This window comes from Kitasatospora sp. NPDC101176, assembly GCF_044768035.1.
In the GTDB taxonomy this organism is placed as follows: domain Bacteria; phylum Actinomycetota; class Actinomycetes; order Streptomycetales; family Streptomycetaceae; genus Kitasatospora.
In genome coordinates, this window is the sequence record NZ_JBIWPA010000009.1 from 1 (window position 1) to 14,909 (window position 14,909).

A 14,909-nucleotide genomic window follows, 5' to 3' on the forward strand; every position below is an offset into this window, starting at 1 on the left:
GAGGATCACCGGCCGTTCGAACTCGCCCGCGACCTCGCGGAAGACGTGCACCGACTCGGCCTCCAGCGCGTCCAGGTGGGACAACGCGAAGGGGTCCTCCGGAGTCCGCTCGGGGTCGCCGGTCTCGGCGGGGCCGCGCGTCGCGGTGGTCATGCCAGGCCCCTCTCGGTCAGGAAGGCGTGCAGTTCGGCGGCGGACTCGGCCACCTCGCGGCCCCGGGTCTGGATCCGTAGCTCCGGGTCCTGCGGTGCCTCGTACGGGTCGTCGACGCCGGTGAGGCCGGAGAGTTCGCCGGCGGCCTGCTTGGCGTAGAGGCCCTTGACGTCGCGTTCGGCGCAGAGCTCGACGGGGGTGGCGACGTGGATCTCCAGGAACTCGGTGCCGGCGGCGGCGTGGCGCTCGCGCACGGCGGCCCGGGAGTCGGCGAAGGGCGCGATCACCGGGGCGAGCACCTTCACGCCGTTGGCGGCGAGCTTCTCGGCGACGAAGCCGATCCGGGTCACGTTGGTGTGGCGGTCCTCGCGGGAGAAGCCCAGGCCCTTGGAGAGGAACTCGCGGATCTCGTCGCCGTCGAGGACCTCCACCCGGTGGCCCTCGGCGCGCAGCCGCCCGGCCAGGGCGAAGGCGAGCGTGGTCTTGCCCGCGCTCGGCAGCCCGGTCAGCCACACGGTGGCGCCGCGCTCGCAGGGGCCGGCCGCGCCGGCCGCCTCCGCGGCTGCGGCCGCGGCGGCCGGGGTGTGAACTGTGGTCACGGTGATGCTCTCCTGGGGCGAGTTGACGGCAGGTCAGGTCTGGACGCCGGCGCACTTCCGCAAGAACCAGGCCTCCCGGACCGCCGGCTGAACGGAACCACCGCGGACACCCCGGCGGACGGCGCCGCCGTCCGCCGGGGTGGCGGGACCTCTCAGGTGGTGGCGAACTCGACCAGGGTCCGGCCGAGGACGTCCATGTCGATCCGGTGCCAGGAGCCCGGCAGTTCGAGGGCCCGGCCGTTGGGCACGGCGGCCGCGGTCGCCCGGGCCGCCGCGCGGAGCCAGGCACTGGTGCCGGAGCTGTTGAGGACGAGGGTCTCCGTCCGGTACCCGGCCAGCCGGTCGGCGGGGATGCTGCAGTCGCCGCAGATCGTGGTGTCGTAGACGAGGGTGTGGGCGTTCGCCTCGTTCATCGCCCAGATCGGGCCCTGCCGCCATTCGGCGACGGTGTCGGGGGTCAGGCCGAGGAACGCACCGAGGTAGTACTCGACGGCCTCGTCCCGGCGCCCCTCCTCCAGGGTGACCCGGAGCGTCTTGGCGAAGTTCCAGACCGGCTTGGGGAATCCGTCGACCCGGTAGAACGGTTCGTGCAGGGCCAGCTTGGTGATCGGCGCGCCGGCGAGGGCGGCCTCGATCGCCAGGTTCGCGCCGGAGGACCCGGCGAAGACCACGGCGGAGCCGCCGGCCTCCTCGATCACCGCCCTGAGGTCCTCGATCTCCCGCTCGACGGCGTACTCGGCGGCGTCGCCGCTCTCGCCGCGCCCGCGCCGGTCGTAGACATAGGTGGTGCAGTGCGGCGCCAGCTCGGGGACGAGGGCGTCGAAGATGGTGTGATCGCGGAACGAACCGTTGAGCAGCACGATCGGCGGGCCCTCGCCGGCCTTCTCATAGGCGATCGTCGTGCCGTCCCGGGAAACGACCTTGCGCATCACGCACTCCTCATGCCGAACGGAGGTGTTCTCACCTCGCCGTTGTCGGCATCCTTGGACGCGGCGGTGGACCGCCGGTCGAGGCCCGGTCGCGGGTGGGGAGCGCGCTCAGGAGAGCCAGCCGGCCTCCGTGGCGATCCGGACGGCATCGATCCGGTTGCGGGCGTTGAGCTTCACCACGACGGTCGTCAGGTAGTTGCGCACGGTGCCGATCGACAGGTGCAGCTTGGCCGCTATCTCCCGGGGCTCGTCGCCCAGCGAGGCCATCCGCAGCACCTCTATCTCCCGTTCGGAGAGCGGGTTCTCGCCGATGTCCCAGGCGCTCATCGCGAGTTGGGGGTTGATCACCCGGCGGCCCGCGGCCACCTCCCGGACGGCCTGCGCCAGCCCTTCGGCCGGGGAGTCCTTGAGCAGGAACCCGGAGACGCGCGCGGACATCGCCCGGCGCAGGTAGCCGGGCCGGCCCAGTCCGGTCATGATCAGCGTGCGGCACTCCGGTAGCTGGTCGTGCAGGATCTCGGCCGCGGTGAGGCCGTCCATGCCGGGGAGGTCGACGTCCATGATCGCCACGTCGGGCCGGGACTTCAGTGCGGTGGGGACGATGAGGTCGCCGCGGTCCACCACGGCGACGACTTCCAGGTCGGGCTCCAGTTCGAGCAGCGTGACCAGGGCTCCCCGCACCATGTGCATGTCCTCGGCCAGGAGAATTCTGAGCCGCCGATTGTCCACCTATCCCCCTTTAATTGTGCTGATTCCCCAAAGTGTGAATGAGATTGTCAGGTCGTGGCATCCGCCTGCTGCACGATGACCGGTGAACCGTCCGACGCCGACAGGCCGAATTCCTGGAACACCTGCGGGCGGTCGGACGGATCGGGAGTGCCCAGGTGGCCGCGGTAGCCGCGGGCGACCAGCCGGACGTCGGCGAGGGCCTGGCGGGACACGTCGAGCACGGTGGTCAGTTCCTCCCTCGCCGGCTCCGGTGACTGCGGGAGCAGCCGGTGGATGAGTGCGCACTTCATCGTGACCTCGGACAGGCTCGACCCGAGCACCTCGTGCAGCTCGCGTTCCACGATCAGGCGCTCGCGGGCGACGGCCAGCTGCGCTAGCGCGCCCCTGGCCTCGTGCAGCTCGGTGACCAGCCAGTAGAGCGCGCTGAACCCGTAGAAAACCAGGCCCGCGACCAGTGAGGAGTCGGCCAGGTAGACGGTTTCGGACAACGGTTCGCCGGCCGCGACCGCCGCGGGCACGAGGACCGCGATCGCGGCCGCGTACAACGGGACCCGCAGCCGGCCCGGCACGGTGATCAGCAGCGATCCGGCGAGGCAGCCCGCCATCGAGCCCCAGGGGGCGTCGAGCCAGAGCAACGGGGCGTAGGTGGCCGCGGCGAGCAGCGCCAGGGTGAGCGTCCGGATGCGTACCGACCAGGTCCGCGAGCGGCGCAGCGAGTGGAACGCGTGGAGCGCCACGACACCGGCGAAACAGCCGAGGAAGGCGAGCATCGCGGGGCCGGACCGGGCCTGGCCCGCCGCGTTGATCACGGTGATCAGCGCGTAGCCGGCCAGCACGGCGACCAGCATGCCCCGGGCCATCCGCGGGGCCCAGGGGCTGGCGGCCATCGCCGGGTCCTCGGGCCGGGCCTCGGTGTGCCGGTCGTCGTCCCGGGCGGTGGCCGGGGCGTGCGCGAGGACCTCGAACCAGCCGTCGCCGGTGGGCCCGCCGGTGAGGTCGCCGCCGACGCCGCGCAGCCGGGTCGCCAGGTTGGCGAGCCCGCTGCCGCCCCCCGGCATGGTGTCGAGCCGCTCCTCGCCGACGCCGTCGTTGCGGATCCGCAGCGACACCGTCCCGCCCTCGCGGGTGGCGGTGACGCTGCAGTGCTGGGCCTTGCTGTGCCGCAGGGCGTTGGTGACGGCCTCGCGCAGCACGATGGCCAGCGCGGTGTCCACCTCGCGGGGCAGCGGGCCGCAGGTGAGGTCGGTGTCGGTGGTGATCTGCGCGGCGGTGAGGACGGAGACCGCGGACTCCGTCTCGGCGGCCAGCGACATGTCCCGGTAGCCGGTCGCGACCAGGCGCACGTCGGCGAGGGCCTCCCGGGCGATCCCGAGCACCTCGGCGACCTCGGACCTGGCCCGGTCGGGCGCGACCGGGACGAGCCGGTAGCCGAGCTCGGTCTTCAGGGTGATCGCCGACAGGCTGTAGCCGAGCAGGTCGTGCAGGTCCCCGGCCACCCGCAGCCGTTCCTGGACGACGGCCAGGCCGGCCAGCGCGCGCCGGGTGTTGCGGAGCTCGGTGACCAGGCCGGACAGCGAGCTGACGCCGTAGATGATGAGGCTGGCGAGCATCGTCGCGCCGGTGCCGTAGAGGGCGATGCCGGGCCCGGCGATCGCCACGACGGCGGGCACGATGGCCGCGGTGACCGCGGCGTACAGCAGCCAGCGGGCCCGGCCGGGCACGGCGAGCAGCACCGAGCCCGCGAGCAGTCCGGCCATCGCACCCCACGGGAGCCCCAGCCAGACCAGCGGCAGGTAGGTGACCGCGGCCTGCGCGGTGAGGGTGAGCACCCGGGTGCGGACCGGCCAGGTCCGGGGTCTTCGGGTGGAGTGGGCGAACTGGAGGCAGAGCACGGCACCCATGCCGACGGCCAGGACGGCCGTCCGTAACGGGTCGGGCCCCTGGTGGAGCACGTCCAGCACGGTGACCAGGGTGTGGCCGCCGAGCACCCCCAGGGTGACCAGCAGCGCCATGCGCTGCGCCCGCACGCCGGACTCGTGGTCGTGACCGTCGTCCTGGCCTTTGCCGTGGGGCGCGTCGAGCATCGGCGTCTGCCTCCCGGTTCGACCTACGGTGTTTGAGAGCACGGGGAGTTGACCCGAGTTCTCCTGAAAAACCGCGATGATCTTACCGACGAAGCATCAGCTTGTCATGGGCGACAATCCTCACTTATCCGACCGGATAGACCGGCGCACATCACCACGCTGGGGGATCTACCAGTTTTATATGAATGATCTTCCCGACTTCCATGGACGATCTTCCAGATCTACAGGAACAGCGGAATCGGGTTGAGATTCTCGTAGTGGGTCGGGGCGTCCAGCAGGCCCGTGCGGACCGGCACGTCGAACAACCTGCCCGGGGCGAACCGCGCCCAGAAGTGCCGCAGGCCCGGGACGACGACCTTCACGACCGGAATTCCGAGGTCCGGCCTCGTCTGGTCGAGCACCAGCACCTCCAGGCCGTGGCTGCGGGCCAGCGCGCAGAGGTGCTCCAGGTCCTCCCGGAGGTCGGTGCGCGGGGTGTACGCGTAGTCCGCCGGGGTCCTCGCGGGGCGCCCGGGATCGGGTGCGAGATACGGCTGAGAATCGACCTTCGCCTCGCGCCACCACTCGAGGAGGTGGGCCGGCAGCCCCGGGGTGTAGCCGTTGGTCACGGCGGGCAGCATCTGGCCCAGTTCGGTCACGGCGCGGCTCAGCGCGACGGCGGGGTCCAGGTGCGCGCCGAAGCCGAGCACGATGTCCTCGGCCGGCCCGTCGACCCGGCGGGAGACCGCGGCCATCACCGGGACGCCCAGGTCGGAGGTGAGGTCCAGCACCCAGAGCTCGCGGCCCAGTTCGCGGAAGCGCTCGGGCAGTGCGGCGACCCACGGGTCGCCGAAGGCGGTCGGGTCCACGGCCGCGTGACGGGTGCGGTTGTACCACCAGAGGGCGACGGCGTCGCGCTCGACCAGTTCGAGGAGGCCCTGCAGGGTGGCGTCCTCCAGGGTGCCGCCGGCGGCGTTCCCGTTGGAGTCGGCGAGGATCGAGGCCGGGGCGCCGTCGCCGTAGTACAGCATGGCGGTCGGCAGCAGCCGGTGCCTGCCCCCGGTGAGCGACCAGACCGGCGTCCACTCGATCTCGGCTTCCTCGTCGAAGCGTTCGGGCACGTGCTGGAAGGGGATGCCCGGGGCGTTCCACTCCGCGCGGTCCCGGTACTGCAGTTCGTCGAACAGCATGCAGGCGCCCGGGTGGACGGCGTCGGCCGCGAGGTCGCGGTAGCTGCCGAGGACGGTCGCCTCGTCGCCGGCCCGCGAGGCGCTGTAGCGCTCCACCGCCTCGCAGAGCCCGCTGACCCGGGCGTCCAGGTCGGTGCGGCCCTTGCCGCCGCTCTGCATCCGCAGCCCGGCGCGCATCGAGGCCAGGCCGGCCTCGGTCAGCGCCAGGTTGGGGCCGCTCTGGTAGCAGTGCAGGAAGGACGGGCTGCGCGGGTCGCGGACCACCCGCTCGACGATCCCGGTGACCGGATCGGCGAGGTGGCCGAAACGCTCCCACATCTGCTCGGCGGACAGCGCCCGGTGGCCGTTGCCGCCGGTGACGCCCTTCGGCCGAGAGGCCGGCCGGACCGGCTGCCAAGCCCGGTCGGCGATCAGACCGGGATCGCCGCAGTCCGGGCACTGCGGGCGCCGTGCGACGGGGTGGTGGGTGGCGCCGAGGACCAGCGTGTCCAGGGCCCAGAGCGCGTTCTGGCCGTCGTTGCGCACGCCGGCCAGCCATTTGACGGCCTCCAGCGCCGCCGTCTGGAGGCCGAGTTCGCGGGTCGCCGCGAGCGAGGCGTCCGGCAGCCGGACCGGGCCGGCCAGGCCCAGCGCGCGCCGCACGTGGCTCTCGCCGCGCCGGTGCGAGCGCAGTCGCACGGCCAGGCAGGACCAGCAGGGCCCGGCGCCCGGCCGGAAGACCGGGCCGACCAGGAGCTGCGCGCCGTACGGCTTGGCCGGCAGCCACGGCCGCCCGTCCGCGAGGCGGGCGGCGTTGAACTCGGCCAGGGCCGGGTCGAGGTAGTCGTCGCAGACGACCAGGGTGAACGGGGCCCCGGGGCCGCAGGTCAGGCCGGCCGCGCGGCAGGCCCGTTCGGCCGCGGCCGCGTCGGCCCCGCCGAGCGCGAGGACGGTGAGCGCGGCGTCCGTCGGGCCGCCGACCCCGGCGAGGTCCCAGTAGGCGCCGGCCGCGGCGTCCTGCCGGCCGGTGTGGAAGCCGACCAGGCCGGCCGCGCCGAGCCGGTCGAGCATGCGGTCGAGGTCGGCGGCGGGGATCTGCGCCGCCGCCCGGAGCTCGGTGAGGGTCCGTGAGCCGTCGAGCAGCGGGGCCACTTTCTGGATGGTGGATCCGGACAGTGCCGTGGTGCCGCGGGGGGAGACGAGGTAGACCGCCTCGCCCGGGACGATCTCGGCGCGCAGGTGGCGCCGGAATCCGATCGGCCGTTCGTCGGTGAGCACGGTGGCCGCTCTCTGCTACTGGGCCGAGTCGACGGTGACGATGAAACACCATCCGGTGACGACATCGGTGTTCTGGGTGGCGTAGTCGAGGTTCTCGATGACCAGGTCGTCGGTGCCCGCGGTGATCTGCATGGTGGTCGCCCTCCCGGTTCTGCCCCGCGGTCCGTCGCCGCGGTGAAGGAAGTCTCCAGCGATCCTCTAGCGAGACACCAGGCAGAGATTCACGTTCGCCGTGTGAATTCTTCATACCGGAGAGATGTGCAGCTCAGTGGGCAACTCCCGGCGCACTGTCCATGCTGGAGGGGAGACCGAAGGTTCGATGCCTGGAGGAACGAAATGTCCGAAGGCCCAAGAAGTCATGACCCCGCCAAATCCGGGCGCCGCCCCGGACCGCTGAGCATCGGGCTGCTCGGCTCGCTCTCCCTGCACCTCGACCGGACGCCGGTGACGATCAGCGCCCCCAAGCAGCGCCAGGTGCTGGCCATGCTCGCCCTGAACGCGGGCCGGGTCGTCACCGTACCAGCGCTCATCGAGGAACTGTGGGGGGACCGCCCCCCGCGCAGCCACGCCACCACCCTGCAGACCTACGTCCTGCAGCTGCGCAACGCGCTGGCGGCGGCGGACGCCGACCGCCCGGGCGTGCGGCAGATCCTGAGCACCCGTCACAGCGGCTACCTGCTGGAGGAAGGGGCCTGCGAGACGGACGTCGAGGGGTTCGAGCGCCGTGTGCGGGCCGGTCGGGCGGCCTCCGAGATGGGCGACCACCGCCGCGCCTCCGAGGAGCTGCGGCAGGCCCTGCACCTGTGGCGCGGGCCCGCCCTGGTGGACGTCCGCAAGGGCACCGTCCTGGAGATCGAGGCGGTGTCGCTGGAGGAGAGCCGGCTCGGTGCGCTCGAGCGGCGCATCGCCTCCGACCTCGCCCTCGGGCGCCACGCCGACCTGCTGGGCGAGTTGACCCGGGTGGTGGCCCGGAACCCGATGAACGAGAACCTCTGCGCCTACCTGATGATCGCCCTCTACCGGGCGGGCCGCGTCGGCCGCTCGCTGGAGGCCTTCCACCGCCTGCGGTCCGTGCTCAACCACGAACTGGGCGTGGAGCCCTGTCCGCGGCTGCAGCGCCTGCAGACGGCGATCCTGTCGGGCGACCCGGCGCTGGACGTCTGGTCGGTGTCGTGGTCCCCGGAGGAGTTCGCGGCGAGCCGGCTCGCCCGGGTCTGAGACCGCGCCGGCCGGGTGCGGCCGCCCGGCGCGAGGTGGAGGGGAGGGGCGGGAGGAGGGGCTCCCGGAGGGCTGCGCGAGGGCGACGGCAGGCTGCCGCCGCCCTCACGCACGTCCGGCCGCGGCCCGGCCCCCGCGGGTACTCCGGGCGGGCGCCGACCCGCGGCCGATCCGCCGCCGCGGGCCCCCGGCGCCCGCGGTGTGCAGCAGGATGGAGCGGCCGGGGCGGAAACCTTGTCGACGGGAGCGCACTGATGGTCGAGTCGTGGAGGTCCGGTCCGGCCGAGGTCCGGCCGGTCACCCTGGAGGCCGACGGACTGCCGGTCTCCGGACTGCTCGCCGAGCCGCCGGGAGGGCGGCCCCGGGCCGTGGTGGTCGCCCTGCACGGCGGTGGCATGAGCGCCGGCTACTTCGACTGCCGGGCGGTCGCCGGGCAGTCCCTGCTCGCCCTCGGCGCCGGGCTCGGCTGCACCGTGCTGGCGCTGGACCGCCCCGGCTACGGGGCCTCGGCCGCGCACCTGCCGGACGGGCAGGGCCTCGCCGAGCAGTCCGCGACGCTGCACCGGGTGCTGGCGGAGTTCGCCCGCCGGCACCCGGTCGGCGCCGGGTACTTCGTCGTGGCGCACTCCTACGGCGGGAAGCTGGCGCTGGCCGCCGCCGCCGACCCGGCCGGCCGCGACCTGCTCGGCCTGGACATCTCCGGCCTGGGCCACCGGCACGCCGTCGACCTGGAGCTGCTGCCCGGACCGGACCGCTCCGGCGAGTGGCGGCGGCACTGGGGGAGTACCCGGCACTACCCGACGGAGGCCTTCACGCTGGCCCGCGCCCTGGTCTCGCCGATGCCGCACCGCGAGTCCGCGGAGGTGCCGCGGTGGCCCGGGCTGCTGCCGGGGCTCGCCGCCCGGGTGCGGACACCGGTGCGGTTCACCTTCGCCGAGCAGGAGCAGTGGTGGCGGCACGACGAGGAGGCGGTGACCGAGCTGGCCGGCCTGTTCACCGGGACGACGGTCTGGGTGGACCGCCAGCCGGGCGCCGGGCACAACGTCAGCCTCGGCTGGGCGGCCCGCTCCTACCACCTGCGGGCGCTCGCGTTCCTGGACCAGTGCCTGCTGGCCGGGGCGGGCTGAGCGGCCGCCGGCGGGGGGAGGGCCGCCGCACCGGGAGGGCTACTGGTCGAGGAAGGCGAGGACGGCCAGGACCCGGCGGTTGTCCCCGTCGGTGGGCAGCAGCCCGAGCTTGGTGAAGATGTTGCTGATGTGCTTGGCGACGGCCTTCTCGGAGATGAACAGCCCCTGGGCGATGCCGGCGTTCGAGCGGCCCTGGGCGACCCACTCGAGCACCTCCCGCTCGCGCTCCGAGAGGCTGCCGACGCTCTCGTCGCGCTCCTTGCGGATCAGCAGCTGGGAGATGACCTCCGGGTCCATCGCGGTGCCGCCGTCGGCGACCCGGCGGATCGAGTCCAGGAACTGCGAGCCGTTGGTGACGCGGTCCTTGAGCATGTAGCCGACGCCGCGGCCGCCGCTGGCGAGCAGCTCGCGGGCGTAGAGCGGCTCGACGTACTGGGAGAGCAGCAGGATGGGCAGGTCCGGCATGGTGCGGCGGGCGGCGAGGACGGCGCGCAGGCCCTCGTCGGTGAAGTTCGGCGGCAGCCGGACGTCGACGACCGCGACGTCCGGCTGCTGCTCGGTGAGGGCGGCGAGGAGGTCCGCCCCGTTGTCCACGGCGGCCACCACCTCGTGCCCGTAGGCCTGGAGGAGGCGGATCAGACCGTCCCTCAGGAGGAAGTGGTCTTCGGCGAGGACAATACGCACGGAAGCTCCATCGTCACCATGGTCGGGCCGTTCACGGGGCTGTTCACGGCCAGGACCCCGTCGAAGGTGCTGAGCCGTCGCTCGATGCCGCGCAGGCCGGTGCCCCGGGTGGCGTCCGCTCCGCCGCGACCGCTGTCGGTCACGGTGATGCGCAGCATGCCGTGATCGTAACGGATGTCGATCCAGGCCCGGTCGGCGCCGGAGTGCTTGGCGACGTTGGTGAGGATCTCCGAGATCGCGAAGTAGGCGGCCGACTCGACCGGCATCTCCGGGCGGCCCTGCAGGTCGACGACGACCTCGGTCGGGACGGGGCAGACCATGGCCAGGGCGCGGACGGCGTCGGCGAGCCCGCGGTCGGCGAGCACCGGCGGGTGGATGCCGCGGACCAGGTTGCGGATCTCCTCCAGGGCCTTCGAGGAGGACTGGCGGGCCTCGATCAGCAGCGCCCGGACGGCCTCCGGGTTGGTCTCCAGCAGGTGTTCGGCGGCGTCCAGGGTCATGCCCATCGCGACCAGCCGGGCCTGGGCGCCGTCGTGCAGGTCGCGCTCGATCCGGCGGATCTCGGCCATCTGGGTGTCGACGGCGGTGCTGCGGGTGGTGGTGAGGTGCTCGATCCGGCTGGCCATCAGCTCCTGCTCGCTGGGCGCCAGCATGGAGTGGGTGTACAGGGCGTGCTTGCGGACCGCGCGGGGCGCCATCCACAGCGCCAGCGGCAGCTGCAGCGCCCCGAGGACGCCGGCCAGCACCGCGGTGGCCTGACCGTCGATCGGGATGAACTGGTACCAGAGGCCGTCCCACTCGGTCGACAGCGGGACGCCGAAGAAGGCCAGGAAGATCCCCCAGAAGCCGCTGAGCAGCACCGCGATCGGCATGAAGGCGAGGAAGCCGCCGGCGATCGGGTCGGTGAGCACCCAGGCGAACTCCCGCCGGGTCTGCGGGTCGCTCATGATCCAGCGGTAGCGGGCGACCGCCCCCGAGGCGCCCTCGGGCGCCGCGGGCAGACCGGCCGGCGGGCCGGGGATCCGCACGCCGGCCCAGGCCTCGGACAGGGCGCGCTGACGGGCGGCCAGCGAGCGGACGCCCTCCATGGCCCGCGGCACCAGGCCGAGGCCGGGGCCGACCAGGGAGATCGCGCCGGTGACGCCGAGCGACCGGCCGAAGGCCGCGACGGACATCCAGCAGAGGGACAACGCCCGCCGCAGACCGGTGAATCCGGCGGGGACGGAGAATCCCCTGATCTCGACCGCCGAGGGGCTTCCCCCGAGCTGCATCGTGCGGTCCATGACCCGCTCCTCTCTGGTGCCGTTCGCACTGCCCCGGCCGTGTGGCCGTGCGTCCATTCTGGCCGGGACGAGGGGGAGAAATCGGTAGTACTAACCCCCCTCTTGAGCGGCGCGAGGGGGAGGTTCCCCTACCTCGCGCCGCCTGCGCCCCCGGTCAGAAGCCGTCCGCGGCCGCCTCGGCGCCGGTTTCGGCCGCGACGAACAGCGACAGGGTGTCGGCCACGCAGACCGCGCTCGGCTGGCCCTCGACCTCCACCGTCATCCGGACCGCGGCCAGGTGGCCCATCGGGGTCTCGCGGACGCTGGTGACCTTGGCGCCGCCGCGCACCCGGGCGCCGACCGGGATCGGGCGGGCGAAGCGGACCTTGTCCAGGCCGAAGTTGACGCCCAGCTTGACGTCGTGGATCTCGAAGATCGCGCGCATCATCGCGGGCAGCAGGCCGAGCGTCATGTAGCCGTGGACGATCGTCCCGCCGAACGGGCCGGTGGCGGCGCGCTCCGGGTCCACGTGGATCCACTGGAGGTCGCCGGTGGCGCCCGCGAACCGGTCGACGCTGTCCTGGGTGACCTCGAGCCACTCGCTGTACCCGAGGTGCTCCCCGGTCGCCTCGGTGAATTCGGCCAGGCTGGCAAAGGATCTCATGCGGGTGATTCTGGGCGGCCGTCCACGGCGCCGACAAGGCGTTCGGGGCCCGCGGGGGCGTTCGGTCAGCGCGCCGTCAGCTGGCCGTCAGCGAGCGGGCGCGCAGGCCCCGGAAACGGCCGACGCCCGCCGGTGGTGGGGCACCGGGCGGGCGTCGGACGGTCGTGCGGGGCGGCTCAGCCGTAGCGCTTGAGCTCGTGGAAGAAGTCCGGGACGGTGTGCAGCCGCCCGCTCGCCAGGACGCGGTCGTAGACGTGCTTGGCGACGGCCATGTCGAGCACGCCGAGGCCGAACGGGGAGAACACCACCGGGCGGTCGGACGGCGGGGTGATGCCGCCGGTGAGCACGTCGTAGAGCGTGCCGGCGACGAAGTCGCGGTGGCCGACCTGCTGCTCGGCCAGGTGCGGCGACGTGCCCGCCTTCATGCAGTGCTCGATGTCGTCGACGACGTTCCACGAGTCGAGGACGATCTCCGCGGACAGGTCGCGCAGCGAGACGTGCAGCACCAGCGGGTTGTGCGAGAACCACTGCGGGTCCGTCACGTGCGGCTCGCCGGCCACGGTGGCGAAGACCACCAGGTCGCTGGAGCGGATCAGCTGCTCGGCCTTGTCGTGGACGGTGATCGCGACGTCCTCGCCCTCGGCCCGGCGCAGGTACTCCGAGAAGCCCCGGGCGTGCTCGGCGGACAGGTCGTGGACGCCGATCTCGGTGAAGTCGAAGCCGTTGGCCGCCAGGTAGGTGTGCACGTACCGGGCGATCAGGCCGACGCCGAAGAAGCCGACGCTGGTGGGGCGCTCGCCGCGGGCGTCGGCCAGCCGGGCCGCCGCGAGGGCCGCGGAGGCCGCGGTGCGGGCCGCGCTGATGATCGAGCTCTCCAGGCAGGCGAACGGGTAGCCGGTCTCGGCGTCGTTGAGGATCAGCACGGCCGAGGCGCGGGGCAGGCCGGCCGCCACGTTCTCCGGGAAGCTGGAGATCCACTTGATGCCGTGCACGCCGACCTCGCCCTTGACCGAGGCCGGCAGGGCGATGATCCGCGAGGACGGGCGGTCGGGGAAGCGCAGGAAGTACGAGTCCGGGTTGACCGTCTGGCCCTCGCCGTGCAGCCGGTACGCGGCCTCGACCGTGGCGACGACCTCGTCCTCGTGCCCGTTGAGGGCCTCGTGCACCTGGGCGCCGGAGACCACGGCGAAGGGAGGTACCTGATTCATGGGAACACTGCTCCTGGTCGAACGGTCGGAACGGGGGCGGAACGGTCGGAACGGGGCGGGCGGCCGAGCGGTCCGGCCGGGGCGCGCGGAGCGCCCCGGCCGGCGCTCAGCCGATCCGGGCCAGGCCCTTGGCGCGCTGCCGGGCCCGCCCGCGCGAGACCACCATCGGGTCCCAGTCCGGGCCGCGCTCGGGCAGCCGCGAGGCGTCGCCCAGCACGGACCCGGCGAGCACCTCGGGCAGCAGGCCGCGCCCGACGATCTGCGAGGCGGCGGCCATCCCGCAGGTGGCGACGGCGCCCAGGCCGCTGCCGTAGCGGACGCTCTGGCCCACCACGTACAGGCCCTCGACGTCGGTGCGGACGTCGGGGCGCTGGCCCACGCCGCCCCAGCTGGCCATGCCGTACGGGGTGCCGCCGGTGCCGCGGATGTAGCGCTCGTGGCTGAGCGGCGTGGCCGTCTCCAGGTGCGTGATCCGGTCCCGGAACGGGCCGACGACCTTCTCGGCGGTGGTCAGCATCAGCTCGGTGAGCTGCTGCTTGCGGGCGACGTAGGCGGCGTTGCGGCGGTACGGCTCGCCGTCCACCGGTCCGCCCCGGACGCCCCAGAACTCGTGGCCGGCCGGGCAGCCGGTCATCAGCTGGAAGTTGCTGTGGCCGGGCGGGCAGACCGCCGCCGCGCCCGGGTCCTTGAGGGAGGCGAAGGAGAAGGTGAGCTGCGGCACGGACTCCATCGAGCCGTCGCGCGCGTAGCGCTCCTGCATCGCCGCGTGCGCGGCCTCCATGTCGTCGCTGTCGTGCCACCAGATGTTCGCGTTGGGCAATCCCGGCAGCTCGGTGTCCAGCGCGACGTACACGGCGACGACGGCGCCGCGCATGGTCGCCGCGCGGGTCTTGGCGACCAGCTCGGCGGGGAAGGCCTCCTCGCCGCCGCACAGGTCGAGCACGGTGCGCCGGTAGTCCGCGTTGGAGATCACCAGCGGGGCGGAGATCCGCGTCCCGTCGGTGAGTTCGACGCCGGTGGCGCGCCCGTCCTCGATCAGGATGCGGCGCACCTCGCAGCGGGTGCGCAGCTCGCCGCCGGCGGACTCCAGTGCCTCGACGAACGCGGCCACCAGCACCTGGCCGCCGCCCTCCGGGTAGTAGGCGCCGCGCAGGTAGTGGTCCAGCATGGCGGCGTGCTCGGAGAAGGTGATGCCGTCCGGCATGGTGCCGTAGTTGCCGGCCTGCGCCGCGACGAGGGTGCGCCCCTTGGGGGAGAGACCGCAGTGGTCGAGGGCCTGGGCGAGCGTCCGGCGGGTCCACCGCATGGTCTGCGGGGACCGGCGGAACAGCTCCACCATCGAGGCGCCGTGCAGGCCGTCCCGGGTGGCGCCGGCCACCGCCTCGGCGAGGTCGACGAACCGGTCGATCCGGTCGGCCTCCTCCGGCAGTGCCTGGCGGAGCCGGTCCCGGTAGGCGTTCCAGCCGGCCGGCACGTCCACCGTGGCGGTGGGCGTGATGATCCGGTCGAACCCCTGCTCGTTGTCCATCGGGAGGAAGTTCACCCGGTCGCGGACGCCGAGGCCGGACAGGATCGCCGGGAACAGCCCGCCCGGGCCGCAGTCGCCCAGGTAGTGCGTGCCCACGTCGAACTCGTACTTGCGCCGGCGGCGGAACACGTGCGCGTTGCCGCCCGCGATGTCGTGCTGTTCGAGGACGAGCACGCTGCGCCCGTCCGCGGCCAGGTAGCCCGCGCTGACCAACCCGCCGAGACCGCTGCCGACGACGATCGCGTCGTAGTGGTCTCTGAGTCCCTCGGCCCCCCGCATGCGCGCCCCCATTCGCGTT

Annotated in this window: 12 protein-coding genes and 1 pseudogene; 2 read left to right on the forward strand and 11 right to left on the reverse strand. The window is 73.3% G+C overall.

Annotated elements, in window-relative coordinates:
• From ACIRS1_RS15430 to ACIRS1_RS15455, 6 genes and pseudogenes are all read right to left on the reverse strand, one after another.
• Positions 1–153: pseudogene (locus tag ACIRS1_RS15430) on the reverse strand (sulfate adenylyltransferase small subunit); the annotation flags it as partial.
• Complete coding sequence (cysC, locus tag ACIRS1_RS15435; RefSeq protein WP_402839691.1) at positions 150–752, reverse strand: adenylyl-sulfate kinase; 603 nt, start codon at positions 750–752, stop codon at positions 150–152. The pseudogene ACIRS1_RS15430 and the gene cysC, both read right to left, overlap by 4 nt.
• 152 nt (positions 753–904) lie before the next feature.
• The gene (locus ACIRS1_RS15440; RefSeq protein WP_360221060.1) at positions 905–1,681 is read right to left on the reverse strand and encodes an alpha/beta hydrolase; all 777 of its coding nucleotides are present in this window, start codon (positions 1,679–1,681) and stop codon (positions 905–907) included.
• A gap of 108 nt (positions 1,682–1,789) precedes the next feature.
• A complete protein-coding gene (locus ACIRS1_RS15445; protein WP_360221063.1) occupies positions 1,790–2,410 on the reverse strand; it encodes a response regulator transcription factor in 621 nt (206 codons plus the stop codon).
• A 47-nt stretch (positions 2,411–2,457) separates the two neighbouring features.
• Positions 2,458–4,494 carry a histidine kinase gene (locus ACIRS1_RS15450; RefSeq protein WP_402839695.1) on the reverse strand — a complete coding sequence of 679 codons (2,037 nt, stop codon included), beginning with the start codon at positions 4,492–4,494 and terminating at the stop codon, positions 2,458–2,460.
• Positions 4,495–4,715: 221 nt separating this feature from the next.
• Complete coding sequence (locus ACIRS1_RS15455) at positions 4,716–6,920, reverse strand: TOMM precursor leader peptide-binding protein (RefSeq protein ID WP_402839698.1); 2,205 nt, start codon at positions 6,918–6,920, stop codon at positions 4,716–4,718.
• A gap of 336 nt (positions 6,921–7,256) precedes the next feature.
• On the opposite strand from ACIRS1_RS15455, the gene ACIRS1_RS15460 reads away from it, so the two are divergent.
• Complete coding sequence (locus ACIRS1_RS15460) at positions 7,257–8,138, forward strand: AfsR/SARP family transcriptional regulator (RefSeq protein ID WP_360221072.1); 882 nt, start codon at positions 7,257–7,259, stop codon at positions 8,136–8,138.
• Between the two features lie 254 nt (positions 8,139–8,392).
• Positions 8,393–9,265: an alpha/beta fold hydrolase gene (locus ACIRS1_RS15465; protein WP_360221075.1), complete on the forward strand. Its 873-nt coding sequence runs from the start codon at positions 8,393–8,395 to the stop codon at positions 9,263–9,265.
• Positions 9,266–9,304: 39 nt separating this feature from the next.
• Here the strand turns inward: ACIRS1_RS15465 and ACIRS1_RS15470 are convergent, their stop codons facing one another.
• From ACIRS1_RS15470 to ACIRS1_RS15490, 5 genes are all read right to left on the reverse strand, one after another.
• Positions 9,305–9,949 carry a response regulator transcription factor gene (locus ACIRS1_RS15470; RefSeq protein WP_360221078.1) on the reverse strand — a complete coding sequence of 215 codons (645 nt, stop codon included), beginning with the start codon at positions 9,947–9,949 and terminating at the stop codon, positions 9,305–9,307.
• A complete protein-coding gene (locus ACIRS1_RS15475; RefSeq protein WP_360221081.1) occupies positions 9,913–11,232 on the reverse strand; it encodes a histidine kinase in 1,320 nt (439 codons plus the stop codon). The genes ACIRS1_RS15470 and ACIRS1_RS15475 overlap by 37 nt, the downstream gene beginning before the upstream one ends.
• 154 nt (positions 11,233–11,386) lie before the next feature.
• Positions 11,387–11,884 (reverse strand): MaoC family dehydratase, encoded by a 498-nt coding sequence (locus ACIRS1_RS15480; protein ID WP_387908168.1) that lies wholly within the window; start codon positions 11,882–11,884, stop codon positions 11,387–11,389.
• A gap of 167 nt (positions 11,885–12,051) precedes the next feature.
• The gene (gene sbnB, locus ACIRS1_RS15485) at positions 12,052–13,083 is read right to left on the reverse strand and encodes a 2,3-diaminopropionate biosynthesis protein SbnB (RefSeq protein ID WP_402839703.1); all 1,032 of its coding nucleotides are present in this window, start codon (positions 13,081–13,083) and stop codon (positions 12,052–12,054) included.
• Between the two features lie 106 nt (positions 13,084–13,189).
• Positions 13,190–14,890 carry a phytoene desaturase family protein gene (locus ACIRS1_RS15490; protein WP_402839705.1) on the reverse strand — a complete coding sequence of 567 codons (1,701 nt, stop codon included), beginning with the start codon at positions 14,888–14,890 and terminating at the stop codon, positions 13,190–13,192.
• Positions 14,891–14,909 lie beyond the last annotated feature (19 nt).

Bases quoted from the DNA above. Each gene is read 5' to 3' on its own strand.
- ACIRS1_RS15440 (WP_360221060.1), bottom strand. From the start codon at position 1,681: ATGCGCAAGGTCGTTTCCCGGGACGGCACGACGATCGCCTATGAGAAG.
- ACIRS1_RS15450 (WP_402839695.1), bottom strand. From the start codon at position 4,494: ATGCTCGACGCGCCCCACGGCAAAGGCCAGGACGACGGTCACGACCAC.
- ACIRS1_RS15460 (WP_360221072.1), top strand. From the start codon at position 7,257: ATGTCCGAAGGCCCAAGAAGTCATGACCCCGCCAAATCCGGGCGCCGC.
- ACIRS1_RS15465 (WP_360221075.1), top strand. From the start codon at position 8,393: ATGGTCGAGTCGTGGAGGTCCGGTCCGGCCGAGGTCCGGCCGGTCACC.
- ACIRS1_RS15475 (WP_360221081.1), bottom strand. From the start codon at position 11,232: ATGGACCGCACGATGCAGCTCGGGGGAAGCCCCTCGGCGGTCGAGATC.
- sbnB (WP_402839703.1), bottom strand. From the start codon at position 13,083: ATGAATCAGGTACCTCCCTTCGCCGTGGTCTCCGGCGCCCAGGTGCAC.
- ACIRS1_RS15490 (WP_402839705.1), bottom strand. From the start codon at position 14,890: ATGCGGGGGGCCGAGGGACTCAGAGACCACTACGACGCGATCGTCGTC.